We start from the raw sequence: 12,895 nt of genomic DNA on the forward strand, positions 1-12,895 counted from the left end.
ATGAGACGCGTCCACGCGGTCCTGCTCGCCCTCTGCCTGGCGCTCACCGGCGCCCTCGCCACTGCCGGACCGGCCCGGGCCGCCCCCCGTGCGATCGACAACGGCACGCAGTTCACGGACACTTCGGGCCGCCCCGTGCACGCCCACGGCGGCGGGGTCCTCAAAGTCGGCGGCTACTACTACTGGTTCGGCGAGAACCGCAACGCCGACAACACCTTCCGGTACGTGGACGCCTACCGTTCCACCGACCTGAAGACCTGGGAGTTCCGCAACCACGTCCTGACCCAGGCGAGCGCCCCCGAGCTGGCCACCGCCAACATCGAGCGGCCCAAGGTCATGTACAACGCGGCCACGGGCAAGTTCGTACTCTGGATGCATAAAGAGAACGGCGTCGACTACAGCGAGGCCCGCGCGGCCGTCGCCGTGTCCGACACCGTCGACGGGAACTACGCCTGGCGGGGCAGCTTCCGCCCGCTCGGCCGGCACATGTCCCGCGACCTCACGGTCTTCGTCGACACCGACGGGGCCGGATACATGATCTCCGCCGCCCGTGAGAACTACGACCTGCAGATCTACCGGCTCACCGCCGACTACACCGGCGTCGCGAGCCTGGTGGCCGACCCCTGGCACGGCGGGCACCGCGAGGCGCCGGCGCTGTTCAAACGGGGCGGCGTCTACTTCATGCTGACCTCAGGCGCGACCGGCTGGAACCCCAACCAGCAGCAGTACGCCACCGCCACCAGCATCGCCGGGCCGTGGACCGCCATGGCGAACGTCGGTGACTCGACGGCCTACGGGTCGCAGACCGCCTACGTGCTGCCGGTGCAGGGCTCCTCGGGCGCCTCCTACCTGTACCTGGGGGACCGCTGGGGCAACGCCTTCGGCGGGACCGTCAACGACTCCCGTTACGTCTGGCTGCCGTTGGCCTTCCCGACGTCGACCACGCTGTCCATGTCGTGGTCGCCGGAGGTCACCGTCGACACGGCCGCCGGCACCGTCACCGGCACGAGCGCCGCGTACGGCACGCTGACCGCCCGGCACAGCGGCAAGTGCGCCGACGTCACGAGCCAGTCCCTCTGGCCCGGCGCGCAGATCAAGCAGTGGACCTGCAACGGCGGCGCCAACCAGAGGTACTGGTCGAAACCGGTCGGCGGCGGCTACCACCAACTCGTGGTGCGGAACAGTTCGTTGTGCGTGCGGGAGAACGCGAGCACGGTGACCCAGGAGAACTGCGACGCCACGGCCGCCGGCCAGCAGTGGTCCCTCACCGAGGCCGGCGGCTACGTCACCGTCAAGTCCCGCGCGACGGGCAACTGCCTCGACGTGAACGGCGCGTCCACCGCCGACTCCGCCGCCGTCATCACGTACACGTGCAACGGAGGCACCAACCAGCAGTGGAAGCGGAGCACGTGATGGTCGCTCAGTCGGTCAGGCCAGGAGGTCGATCGCGTCGATCGAGGTCCCCGCGCTGAGGAAGCCCGTCGTCCCCGACCCGCTCACCACGTCGATCCTCAGCACGTTGTACCGGCCGGTGTCCGTGAGCCAGGCGCTCGCCGGGACGCTGTACGTGAACGTGTGGTTGTTGCCCCGGTAGGACCCGTTGGTCAGCGACCGCGTGGTCGGCTGGGTGGGCGGGGAGGGGATCGCCGATGCCCAGGCGTCGTTGACGACGACCTGCGGGCGCCCGTTGGCGTAGGCCGTCGTCACGCCGATGCGCAGCGTGTGCGCGGCGGCGGCCTGGGCCGCGGTGAGCTTGAAGTACACGAGCAGGCCGCTGTTGACGTCCTTCCAGAGGTAGCAGGGGAACGCGGCCGCCTCGCCGCCGCCGCCGATCACGACGTTGCCGGTCCAGGCGGCGGCCCGCACGTCCGAGGGGTGCGCGTACGTCATCAGGTCGGCGTTCTTGAAACCGCTCGGCGTTCCCGTCCAGTCGTTGATCCGCCAGATCGCGCTCGCGTTGGACGGGTCGTTCGAGGACGGGATCGCGAGGGTGTTGAGCGTGGTCGTCGCTCCCGCGGACACGGTCACCTGCGTGCTGTGGACGGCCAGTTCGCCCTTGTGGACGGTGAGGGTGTACGTCCCCGGCAGCACCCCGCCGATCGAGAAGTAGCCGTCCGACGCCCGCGCCGGGCCCCAGTACTGCGCGGCCGCGTTCGCGAGGCCGACGGTGTACGGGTACGCCGTGTTCCGCCCGGTGATGCCGACGCCGGCCACCCGGCCCCTGCCGCCGGCGCCGACGTACCCGGGGATGCCGAGCGAGTCGGCCCACGGGGTGGTCAGGGTGCCGGGGAACAGGGACGAGGAGGGGGCGCCGCCGTCGGTGAAGGCGATGACGTAGGGCCCCTGGAGCCCGAAGCGCTGGGCCTCGGTCTGGTTCTGGCCGTAGTACAGGATCTCGTACAGGCCGCCGCCGTCGGCGCTCTGATGGCGCAACAGCGAGCGGTAGAAGGGGCCGCCGGAGGCCTTCTCGTGGTTGCTGCGCACCACCCACAGGCCGACGGAGCCCGTCGACCAGCCGACGTGGGTGTAGTCGATGACGCGGAGCTTCGAGTAGTGCTTGCTGCGGGTCTGGCCGTCGGACTTCGCGAAGACGTCCGACGCCTCGACGGTCCTGGTCGTGTAGGTGTAGGAGTCCGGTTCGTCGTTGAGGAACAGGCCCTTCCGTACCCGGACGATGTACCGGGTCGCGGAGACGGAGGCGTCGGCCTTGTCGGTCCACAGATAGACGTTGTTCTCGCCGCTGCGGGCCGCGTAGTGGTGCCTCAGCGTGCCGTACGCGACGGAGATCAGGATCGTCGTGCCGGACTGCCTGATCGTGACCGTGGAGGCGCCGAGGCCGGACTCGACGTGCGAGTTCATGCCGCCGTAGCCCTGGTACTCGACGCCCCGGTAGACCAGGGAGGTCAGGTCGCCGTTGGACTTGCTGACCTTGAACACCAGTTGAGCGCCGGTGTCGACGACGTAGTGCGAACCGTCGTCCCTCCAGCCGAAACCCGCGGCGGCCGCGGAGGCGGCGAGCGGGCCGGCGAGGGCGGCCGAGCCGGCCGCGGCGGCGCCGACGGTGCCGAGCACGAAGGTGCGGCGTCGGACCGGCCGTCGTGGCGTGGATCCGGACATGGGGGTGCCTCCTTCGGGAGGTGTGGGGGAGCGGGCGTGCTGGGCAGCGTCGCAGTTGAATCGATTTTCCGAAAGGCCTTTCACCGAGAGGAAGTTGACAATGCCGAGAATTGAGCCCGAGGTCTAGAAAGCGCTTGCGGGAGGCGGTACGGTCCAGCCGCCGGGACCGGTAGCCCTGACGGAGGAACCGCAGTGAGACGTTTCACCCCAGCCCTGCTGGCCGCGCTGACCGTGACCGCCGCGCTGACGGCCGTACCGGCCGCCGAGGCCGCACAGCCGCCGGGCTCCCGCACCGAGGGCTGCACTCCCACCGCGTGCCACTTCGACGTCCCGCCGGGCACCTACGACGTGAGAGTCGTCCTCGGCGGCGACACGGCGTCCAGCACCGCGATCAGCGGCGAGACCCGGCGCGCCCTGCTCCCTGAGACCGCCGTCCCCGCCGGTGAGCGCCTCGCCCTCAGCTTCACGGTGAACGTCCGCACCCCCGAGGGCGAGCCGACCGGCGCCGCCGGAACCGACGGCCTGGACCTCGCCCTCGGCGGCGCCGCCCCCGCCCTCGACCGGATCAGGGTCACGCCCGCCCGGCACACCCGGCAGATCTTCCTGGTCGGCGACTCCACGGTCTGCGACCAGCCCGGCGACCCCTACGCCGGCTGGGGCCAGCGGCTCCCGCAGTACTTCCACAAGGGCGTCTCCGTCGCCAACTACGCCGATTCCGGAGAGAGTACGGTCACCTATCTGGGGAACCCGCAGCTGTGGGCCACCGTCCAGCCGCAGATCAGCCACGGTGACCTGGTGCTGATCCAGCTCGCCCACAACGACAAGACCACCGACGAGGCGACGTACCGGGCGAACCTGGAGACGCTGGTGGCGGGCGTCCGGGACAAGGGCGGCAAGCCGGTCCTCGTCACACCGATCGTGCGCCGCTGGTTCAACGCCGACGGCACCCTGAACAACGGCACCGCCCTGCTCGTCAACGGCCTCGGCGTCGACCACCCGGCCGTCGTCCGCGCGGTCGCCGCCGCGCGGGGCGTCCCGGTCGTCGACCTCACGGCGAAGACCAAGGCGCTGGTGGAGTCGCTGGGTGTGGAGGGATCCAAGGCGCTGTACCTCTACGACGAGAAGCGGGACAACACGCACACGTCCGTGCACGGCGCCACGGTCTACGCGGGTCTGGTCCGCGACGAACTCCTCGCCCGGCATCTGGTGCCGAAGGGCATGGTGCGGGTGGGATGAGCTCCTGGGGGCGCCCCGACCGGAACCGGGGCGCCCCCAGGTCCCAGCCCGGCCCTCCGCTCCGACCCGGTTTCCCGCGCCCGCCTCTCCCGCCTCTTCCCGCCCCTTCTCCCTTGTCCCGCCGCTTGTCCTACCGGAAGCGACCGCCGATGCACCTCCCCCCGCCCGACCAGGCCCTCAGTCCCCGTACCGGCTACACCCGCGCCCACTGGGAGGCGGCCGCCGACAGTCTGCTAGCCGCCGTGGAGCCGTACGCGACCGACGACCGCGCGCTCTATCACCTCCCCGGCGACCGGCAGAGCTGGACGGGCCGCCTCTCCGACGGCCTGGAAGGCTACGCCCGCACCCTCCTCCTCGCCGCCTTCCGCCGCGACGAGACGGCCCTCGAACGCTACGCCGACGGACTCGCGGCCGGCGTGTCCGGCGTCTGGCCCCGGATCGAGGACCGGACCCAGCCGCTCGTCGAGGCGGCGTCCATCGCCCTCGCGCTGCGGCTCACCCGGCAGGAGCTCTGGGACCGCCTCGACGACGGTGTGCGACAGCGGGCCGCCGCATGGCTGAGCGAGGCGCTGACCGCTGAACCGTGGCCCTGCAACTGGGAGTTGTTCCCCGTCACGGTGGGCGGCTTCCTCCAGTCCGTCGGCTTTGAGGCGGACGCCTCCCGCAAGGCCGTCGACCGAGGCCTGGAACGGATCGAGCAGTGGTACGTCGGCGACGGCTGGTACACCGACGGCCCGATCCGCGCCTTCGACTACTACAACGGCTGGGCCATGCACCTCTATACGGTGCTGCACGCGTGGCTCGCCGACGACACCCGGCTCCTCGACCTGTACGGCGGCCGTCTGTCACGCCATCTCGCCGACTACGCCCGCCTGTTCGGCGGCGACGGCGCGCCCCTGCACCAGGGTCGCTCCCTCACCTACCGCTTCGCGACGACCGCCCCTCTCTGGCTGGGCGCGCTGACCGGCCACACGCCGCTGGCGCCCGGCGAGACCCGCCGGCTGGCGTCGGGCGCGCTGAAGTACTTCCTGGAACGCGGCGCGGTCGACTCCCGAGGGCTGCTCACCCTCGGCTGGCACGGCCCCGACTCCACTGTGCTGCAAGGCTATTCGGGACCGGCGTCCCCGTACTGGGCGAGCAAGGGGTTCATCGGCCTCCTCCTGCCCGCGGAGCACGAGGTGTGGACGGCGGTGGAGGAGCCGGGACCGGCGGAACGCGGTGACGCCGTCACCTCCCTGGTCCCTCCCAACTGGCTGCTGCAGAGCACAAGTTCGGACGGCCTGGTGCGGCTGCACAACCACGGGAGCGAGGACGTGCGCTACGACCCGCACTACACGCGGTTCGCCTACTCGACGGCGACCCGCCCCTCGGGCGGCACGCCGCCGGACAACTCCGTTCTCGTCGGTGGCGATCCGCACCGCGAGGGCATCGTCCCGCTGGGCGTGGGGGACGGGTGGGCGGCGTCCCGGCACGCGGTCGGCTCCGGGGCCGAGATCACCAGCCTGGTGGTGGCCGACGGCGCGGCGGAGGTCCGCGCCCATCTGGTGGCGGGCGCGGACCCCGGCACCGAGGTGCGGGTCACGGGCTGGGCGGCGGAGGAAGGGCAGCGGGCCGAACTGCTGCCCGTGCACGCCCTGTCGGGCGCGTCCGCACTGACCGGGACGACGGACGAGGCTCCCGCGACCCTCTTCGTCGCGCTGGCCCGCCTCACCGCCGACCCCGACCCGGCGCCGCTGACGGACCTGGTGTCGGTCGGGGTGTCCGGGGAGGGGCGAGACGCCCGGGAGCTGACCGTCCGCTGGGCCTCGGGCAAGTCGGCCCGGTTCCGGTTCGCCGCTCCGGAAGCGTCCACGGACGCGGGCCCGCCCGGCTCGCCGGACGCGGGCCCGGCATGCCGGTCGTGGTCGGTCGAGCCCTGCTGACCTGCCGAATCCCCGTTGCCCGCATGTCGCCGTGTGCACAACAATCCTCGGCATGACATCGAGAATCCGGCACGTGACGATCGACTGCTCCGACGCCTACGCCCTCGGCAGCTTCTGGGCCGAAGCCCTCGGCGAGCCGCTGCACGACGACGACAACCCGGGCGACCCGGAGGCGTTGATCGAGGGCGCGGGGCTGCTGTTCGTCACGGTCCCGGAGAAGAAGACGGTCAAGAACCGCGTCCACCTCGACCTCCAGCCGCAGGACCGCACCCGCGACGAGGAGGTCGAGCGGCTCATCGCCCTCGGCGCCACCCTCGTCGCCGACCACCGCAGGCCCGACGGCACCGGCTGGGTGCTGCTCGCCGACCCGGAGGACAACGAGTTCTGCGTGGAGCGCAGCGCGGCGGAGCGGGCGACCGGCGGCTGATGCGCGCTCACTCAGGTCTCACGGGGCCAGTGGGTGAGGGCGATGTGCAGCGCGTCGATCGCCTTGTCCCAGGAGTGCCGTACGTCCCTAGGCGCGCCGAAGCCGCCGCCGGCCTCCAGGGCGCAGTACCCGTGGAAGGTGCTGCGCAGCAGGCGGACGGCGTCGGTGAGGTCGGGTTCCTCCAGGCCGTAGGCGCGGAGCATGCCGTAGGTGATCTCGGCGGTGCGGCGGAGGGCGGGAGCGTCGGCGACGAGGTCCTGGTCGACGGGGCTCTGAGTGGCCGCGTACCGGCCCGGATGGGTCAGCGCGTACTCCCGGTAGGCGTCTGCGAACGCGGCGAGCGCGTCCTTGCCGGCCCGCCCGGCGACGGCCGCGGCGATCCGGTCGATCATCTCGCCGCCGGCGAGGAGCGCGACGCGGGTCCGCAGGTCCTTCAGGCCGCGGACGTGCGAGTACAGGCTCGCGTCCTTCACGCCGAAGCGGCGGGCCAGCGCGGAGACGGTGACGCCGTCGAAGCCCACCTCGTCGGCGAGGTCGGCGGCGGCCGCGACCAGGCGGTCCGCGGTGAGGCCGGCTCGGGGCATGGGGCCTCGCTCGTCACTCGGGCCGGTGGCGGGGAAGTCGGGATCGACACCGAGGAGTGTAAAGCTCCCGGCGCCGTGCGGCCGCCTTCCCGAACCGGTGACCCGTTGCTCTCGGCGTTCCCGGCCGAACTCGCCGACGACGCCGAGGCGGTTCTGGCCCTCATACCAGCTGCAGCTGCCTCGCCTACGCGACGTTCCACGGCTACCCGGGAAGCACGCTCCTCGCCTCCTGAGATCAGCCGCCGCAACCACAGCAGGCCACCCCTGGCCCACCGTCACTCCTGCCGGCCCGAGGCTGGACGGTTACTGCTAGGGCCGCAGCCGGCAACGGTCGCCGGTGTCGGGCGGCCTCACCCGTTCACCCCGGTGCAGTGCCGCAGGCTCCTGCGCCACAGCAGGCGGGAGGCCAGGTAGGACAGTGCGCCCAGCAAGGGTGAGGCCGCTGCCAGCCAGTGGGGGCCGCCGGTGGTGTGGCCGGTGAGCACGGCGGCGTGAAGCAGGCGACGAACGCGAGGGTAGGTCAGGACCTGGTCCTTGACCAGCAGCGGGTCGGTGACGGCGTGCTCGGCGACCTGCTGCGGATCGACCAGGGAGCGCAGCGCGCCGGTGAAGCCGGGACGACGGACGGTGGTGTCGAAGGTGCGGGACAGGCCGCGCACCTCGGTGGTGCCGCTCACTCGTTCGGCCTCCGAAGTGGCGCGGCCGGCCGGCTGGGGAGCCGGCCGGCCGCGGGAGTCGTCAGCACGGTGCCACGACATGACTGTCGGCCAGTCGGTCAATCGATGTGTCGACGCCGGGTGATGTGTCGTGGCGGGTTCAGTCTGCCGCCGAGAACACGAAGGAGAACTCGGCGGGAGCGGCGTTCAGGAAGTACTGCGGCAGCGGGCCCGGTCCGCAGGACTGCGAGCCGATGCCGTGCTGGCCGTGGTCGAGGTTGACCCACACCGTGTCGCCCGGCGTCAGGTCCGTGCGGTGCCGCGCGGCGTCGAGCTGCTCGGTGGTCCAGCGCCGTGCGGTGAGGAAGAACTCCGGGTCGCCCTCGATGCGCAGACCGCCGAGCCGCGCCCAGCGGACGTCGGCGCGGGCGCCGTTCTCCTGGGGCCGGACGTACGGCGTCTGCAGCGCGTCCACGGTCGACTCCCAGCGGCCGACCATCGACGCCGCCCTGGTGTCGGGGTAGGCCTCGCCGGGTCCGCCGCCGAACCAGGTCACCCGGTCGGCTTCGGCGAGTCCGAAGCGGACGCCGAGGCGGGGCAGCGGCACCGTCCAGTCGCCCTCGGGGGTCACCGAGACGGTCAGCCGCAGCCGGTCGCCGTCGGACGTCCACCGGTACTCCGTCGCCAGGCCCACCTCCCAGGCGGCCGGCGCCACCCGGGTGCGGACCGTCAGCGCGTTCTCGGCGGTCTCCACCGCGTCCAGGCGGTGCCGCATGCGGTGCAGGCCCAGCTTGCGCCACACCTCGGCGTGGCGGACGTCGGTCTGCCAGGAGGCGCCGTCGTCGTTGTCGGTGGTCGCCCGCCACACGTCCAGGCGCAGTCCCTCGACGCAGACCCCGCCGATCGTCTTCAGCGCACCGGTGCGGGCGTCGAAGACGCCGGGCCCGAGCGTGATCACGCCGTCGCCGGCCTCCGGGCCACGCGTCGCCGGGACCGACGGCAACGACCTTTCGGCGAGGACCACTTGACCCCAGGCCACGACATGGCCCCGGGGCGCCCAGACGGTGTCCTCGGCCAATACGGCCCGTACCGTCCACCGCGTCTCCGCGCCGCCGGGGACGCCGTGCGCCGGGTGAGGCAGCTTCACCTCGGCCGACTCGCCGGCCGCCAGCGCGGGCACCGGCAGGCTGCCCGACTCGACCGTCTCGCCGTCGGCCTGGAAGGCCCACTCGAAGGCGAGCGCCGACAGGTCGGCGAAGTCCTGCTTGTTGGTGACGCGCACGGTGCCGTCCGCGCCGTCGCCGGTGATCGCGACGGGCTCGACGACCTTCGCGAACTCCACGAGTCCCGGGGAGGGTTCGCGGTCCGGGAAGAGCAGTCCGTCGCAGACGAAGTTGCCGTCGTGCAGCTCCTCGCCGAAGTCGCCGCCGTAGGCGTACCCGTAGCGGTCGTCCTTGACGCCGTGGTCGATCCACTCCCATATGAAGCCGCCCTGGAGCCGCTCGTGCGCCTCGAACAGCCGCTGGTAGTCGGCGATGCCGCCGGGTCCGTTGCCCATGGCGTGGCCGTACTCGCAGAGAATGAAGGGGAGTTCACGTCGCCTGTGGGTGCCGCCGTCGAGGTCGCGGCCGATGCGCTCGACCTCCTCGTGGGAGGCGTACATACGCGAGTAGACGTCCGTGTCACGGCAGTTGATGTCGCCCTCGTAGTGCACGAGGCGGGAGGCGTCGCGGCCGTGGATCCACTCGGCCATCGCCGTCAGCCCGCGCCCGGTGCCGGCCTCGTTGCCCAGGGACCAGATCACCACCGACGGGTGGTTCTTGTCCCGTTCGACCATGCGGGCGGCGCGGTCCAGCAGGGCCGGGGTCCAGCGGTCGTCGTCGACGGGGTTGTCCCGCCAGTCCTGCTCGACGAAGCCGTGGGTCTCCAGGTCGCACTCGTCGATCACCCACAGGCCGTACTCGTCGCACAGGTCGAGGAAGGCCGGATGCGGCGGGTAGTGCGAGGTGCGGACGGCGTTGATGTTGTGCCGCTTCATCAGCAGCACGTCCTCGCGCATCGTCTCCAGGTCCAGCGAGCGGCCCTTCTCCGGGTGCCACTCGTGCCGGTTGACGCCCTTGAACAGCACGGGCCGGCCGTTGACCTTGATCAGGCCGTCCTCCAGGACGACCGTGCGGAATCCGATGCGCAGGGGGACGCGCTCGCCGGCGGTGACCAGCTCACCGTCGTAGAGGCGGGGCGTCTCGGCCGTCCACGGCTCCACCCGCGCGGTGGCCGGCTCGCCCGTCGCGACATCGATGTCCAGCGCGGGGACGATCACCCGTCCCTCGGCGTCGGAGTCGACGCGCAGGGTGCCCTCGCCCGTGCGGTGGTCGTAGGAGGCATGCACGAAGAAGTCGCCCGCGCTGCCCGCCGGGCGGTGCAGCAGCGTCACGTCACGGAAGATGCCGGGCAGCCACCACTGGTCCTGGTCCTCCAGGTAGGAGCCCGCCGACCACTGGTGGACGCGGACCGCCAGCACGTTGCCGGAGGTCTTCAGCAGCGGGCCGACGGCGAACTCGTGCGGCAGCCGTGAGCCCTTGAACTCGCCGATCTCTGTGCCGTTCAGCCAGACCCGGGCGCAGGACTCCACGCCGTCGAAGCGCAGCACGGCGCCGCCCTCGGAGAGGGCGGGCCAGTCCTCGGGCAGGTCGAAGACGCGCAGGTGGTCACCGGTGGGGTTCTCGGTCGGGACGCGCGGCGGGTCGACCGGGAACGGGTAGAGGTGGTTGGTGTAGATGGGGGAGCCGTGGCCCTGGAGGACCCAGTGCCCGGGGACCGTGACCTCGGCCCAGTCCCCGGCGTCGTACCCCTCGGCGGCGAACGAGTCGTCCTGGGCGTCGGCGGTCGGCGACAGCCGGAAGCGCCAGCTGCCGTTCAGTGAGAGGGAGTCGGCGTCGGAGGACGCGTACCAGGCGCGGGGCGCGAGGGCGCCGCTGCCGGGTGAGACGTCCTCGACGTAGTCGACGGCCGTGGTGGTGGGGAAGGACATCGGTCTCCAGGTGCTCGGTCGTTGACGGTCGGGGTGGCCGGCATCAACCCTTGATGCCGGTCTGCGCGATCCCCTGCACCAGCCAGCGCTGGAGGAAGAGGAACACGAAGATCAGGGGCAGGATGGAAAAGGCGGTGGCCATGAAGATCATGTGGAAGACGACGGTCTGGTTGGTCATGTAGTTGGAGAGCGCGACCTGGACGGTCCACGATCCGGGGTCCTGGCCGATGACCAGGGGCCACAGGAAGGCGTTCCATCCCGCGATGAAGGTGATCGTCGCCATCGCGGCGAAGAAGTTCAGGGAGTTGGGTACCACTATGCGCCAGTACGCACCCCAGTAGCCGAGTCCGTCCACGCGCGCCGCCTCCTCCAGCTCCTTGGGGAAGCCCAGGAAGTACTGCCGGAACAGGAAGCAGGTGAAGCCGCTGAACAGGCCCGGGATGATGAGGCCCCGGTAGGTGTCCACCCAGCCCAGTGACGAGACCAGCACGAAGCTGGGGACGAAGGTGACGGCGGTCGGGACCATGAGGGTCCCCAGCACGGCGTAGAAGACCTTGTTGGCGTGCTTGTACGGGATGCGGGCGAGGGCGTACCCCGCGAGGGAGCACACCAGCAGGACGCCGACGGTGTGCAGGGTGGCGACGACCGCCGAGTTCCACAGGGACTGGGCGAACGGGACCGTCTCGTCGGTGAACAGCTCGCTGATGTTGCCCCACTGGATGTCGGTGGGGAAGAACTTCCAGTTCTCTCCGGTGATCTCGGCGTCGGTGGAGAGGGCGTTGCGGATGATCAGGTAGAACGGGATCAGGAAGAGGAAGCCGGCGATCCCGGTGGCGATGTAGAGGCCGGTGGAGCTCATCACGCCGCCACCGCGCTTGTCGCGGCGGGGCTTGCCTGACGACGGAGCGGATTCGGATTCCCGCACCTCGGGCATCGTGGTGGTCACTTGGACTCCTCCCCCCTTCCGAAGCCCATGAACTTGCCCTGGAGCAGGGTCACGGCACAGATCAGCACGGTCAGGATGACCGCACCCGCGCTGCCGGAACCGTAGTCCTGGCTCTCGCCCAGGGCCTTGTAGTACAGCTCGACGAGGGGCGGACGACCCCATGTGGTCTTCGACAGGAGGTTGTAGAACTCGTCGAAGGCCTGGTAGGCGGCGATGAGCAGCAGCAGGACCACCGCCGTGGACGTGGCGCGCAACTGGGGCAGCGTGATGTGCCGGAAGGTCTGCCAGCCCGGCTTGGCGCCGTCGATGGCGGCGGCCTCGTACAGCTCGTCCGGGATGTTCTGCAGCGCCGCGATGAAGAGGATCATGTAGAAGCCGGACTGCAGCCACAGCCGTGCGGTGACGATGACCAGCCAGTACCAGGGCGGGTTGGGGTCGGAGAGCCAGGCGATGTTCTCGATCCCGAACCAGCTCAGAACCGTGTTCATCAGGCCGAAGCGGACCCCGCTGAAGATGGACATCTTCCAGATCAGCGAGGCGGCCACATAGCTGCAGGCGGTCGGCAGGAAGAAGACCGACCGGAAGAACGCCCGCATGAAGCGCAGCCGGTTCACCAGCAGGGCCAGGCCCAGCGAGAGGGCCCAGGTGGTGGGCACGATGAAGGCGGCGAAGGCGGTGAAGGTGCCGAGCGAGCCGACGAAGTCGTCGTTCGTCAGCATGTAGACGTAGTTGTCGAAGCCGACGAACTTGTCGGGTGTGACGGTGAAGCGGGCCTCGAAGAAGCTGAGATAGAGGCTCCAGAGGATCGGCGCGTAGACGAAGATCGCCAGGCCTATGAGGAACGGCCCGCAGAAGAGCCAGAAGTTGAAGGTGGGGCTGCCCCGCAGACCCCGACGCGGCTTGGCCGGTGCGGCCTGGGCCGCGGCGGGGCGCGCGAGGTCGCGCGTCTTGGTCGTCGACATGTCGTGGTCCGTCC

At 71.0% G+C, this 12,895-nt stretch carries 9 protein-coding genes and 2 pseudogenes; 4 read left to right on the top strand and 7 right to left on the bottom strand.

Going from position 1 to position 12,895, the window contains the following annotated elements; all coding sequences use genetic code 11:
* Complete coding sequence (locus tag ACIOC0_RS22460) at positions 1-1,413, top strand: RICIN domain-containing protein (protein WP_402157011.1); 1,413 nt, start codon at positions 1-3, stop codon at positions 1,411-1,413.
* Between the two features lie 15 nt (positions 1,414-1,428).
* Here the strand turns inward: ACIOC0_RS22460 and ACIOC0_RS22465 are convergent, their stop codons facing one another.
* Complete coding sequence (locus ACIOC0_RS22465) at positions 1,429-3,117, bottom strand: rhamnogalacturonan lyase B N-terminal domain-containing protein (RefSeq protein ID WP_402157013.1); 1,689 nt, start codon at positions 3,115-3,117, stop codon at positions 1,429-1,431.
* Positions 3,118-3,309: 192 nt separating this feature from the next.
* Between ACIOC0_RS22465 and ACIOC0_RS22470 the strand changes: the two genes are divergently transcribed.
* The 3 genes from ACIOC0_RS22470 to ACIOC0_RS22480 all read left to right on the top strand — a co-directional run bounded on the left by ACIOC0_RS22470 (position 3,310) and on the right by ACIOC0_RS22480 (position 6,702).
* Positions 3,310-4,353 carry a rhamnogalacturonan acetylesterase gene (locus ACIOC0_RS22470; protein WP_402157015.1) on the top strand — a complete coding sequence of 348 codons (1,044 nt, stop codon included), beginning with the start codon at positions 3,310-3,312 and terminating at the stop codon, positions 4,351-4,353.
* Between the two features lie 149 nt (positions 4,354-4,502).
* Entirely contained in the window at positions 4,503-6,275 is a 1,773-nt protein-coding gene (locus tag ACIOC0_RS22475; protein ID WP_402157017.1) for a DUF2264 domain-containing protein, read from the top strand.
* A 52-nt stretch (positions 6,276-6,327) separates the two neighbouring features.
* Entirely contained in the window at positions 6,328-6,702 is a 375-nt protein-coding gene (locus tag ACIOC0_RS22480) for a VOC family protein (protein ID WP_402157018.1), read from the top strand.
* An 11-nt stretch (positions 6,703-6,713) separates the two neighbouring features.
* On the opposite strand, the gene ACIOC0_RS22485 is transcribed toward ACIOC0_RS22480, so the two are convergent.
* From ACIOC0_RS22485 to ACIOC0_RS22510, 6 genes and pseudogenes are all read right to left on the bottom strand, one after another.
* Positions 6,714-7,286 (bottom strand): TetR-like C-terminal domain-containing protein, encoded by a 573-nt coding sequence (locus ACIOC0_RS22485; RefSeq protein ID WP_402157019.1) that lies wholly within the window; start codon positions 7,284-7,286, stop codon positions 6,714-6,716.
* A gap of 350 nt (positions 7,287-7,636) precedes the next feature.
* A pseudogene (locus ACIOC0_RS22490) lies at positions 7,637-7,800 on the bottom strand (ABC transporter); the annotation flags it as partial.
* A 34-nt stretch (positions 7,801-7,834) separates the two neighbouring features.
* Positions 7,835-7,963: pseudogene (locus ACIOC0_RS22495) on the bottom strand (ABC transporter ATP-binding protein); the annotation flags it as partial.
* Positions 7,964-8,102: 139 nt separating this feature from the next.
* On the bottom strand, positions 8,103-10,973 hold the full coding sequence (locus ACIOC0_RS22500) for a glycoside hydrolase family 2 TIM barrel-domain containing protein (protein ID WP_402157020.1): 2,871 nt from the start codon (positions 10,971-10,973) through the stop codon (positions 8,103-8,105).
* Positions 10,974-11,016: 43 nt separating this feature from the next.
* A complete protein-coding gene (locus ACIOC0_RS22505; protein WP_402157021.1) occupies positions 11,017-11,919 on the bottom strand; it encodes a carbohydrate ABC transporter permease in 903 nt (300 codons plus the stop codon).
* Entirely contained in the window at positions 11,916-12,881 is a 966-nt protein-coding gene (locus ACIOC0_RS22510; RefSeq protein ID WP_402157022.1) for a carbohydrate ABC transporter permease, read from the bottom strand. The genes ACIOC0_RS22505 and ACIOC0_RS22510 overlap by 4 nt, the downstream gene beginning before the upstream one ends.
* Positions 12,882-12,895: the final 14 nt, after the last annotated feature.

Origin of the sequence: Streptomyces sp. NPDC088254 (assembly GCF_044740925.1) — a bacterium.
GTDB lineage: Bacteria > Actinomycetota > Actinomycetes > Streptomycetales > Streptomycetaceae > Streptomyces.

Coding starts and splice junctions, on each gene's coding strand:
- ACIOC0_RS22460 (WP_402157011.1), top strand. CDS start 1: ATGAGACGCGTCCACGCGGTCCTGCTCGCCCTCTGCCTGGCGCTCACC.
- ACIOC0_RS22465 (WP_402157013.1), bottom strand. CDS start 3,117: ATGTCCGGATCCACGCCACGACGGCCGGTCCGACGCCGCACCTTCGTG.
- ACIOC0_RS22475 (WP_402157017.1), top strand. CDS start 4,503: ATGCACCTCCCCCCGCCCGACCAGGCCCTCAGTCCCCGTACCGGCTAC.
- ACIOC0_RS22480 (WP_402157018.1), top strand. CDS start 6,328: ATGACATCGAGAATCCGGCACGTGACGATCGACTGCTCCGACGCCTAC.
- ACIOC0_RS22485 (WP_402157019.1), bottom strand. CDS start 7,286: ATGCCCCGAGCCGGCCTCACCGCGGACCGCCTGGTCGCGGCCGCCGCC.
- ACIOC0_RS22500 (WP_402157020.1), bottom strand. CDS start 10,973: ATGTCCTTCCCCACCACCACGGCCGTCGACTACGTCGAGGACGTCTCA.
- ACIOC0_RS22510 (WP_402157022.1), bottom strand. CDS start 12,881: ATGTCGACGACCAAGACGCGCGACCTCGCGCGCCCCGCCGCGGCCCAG.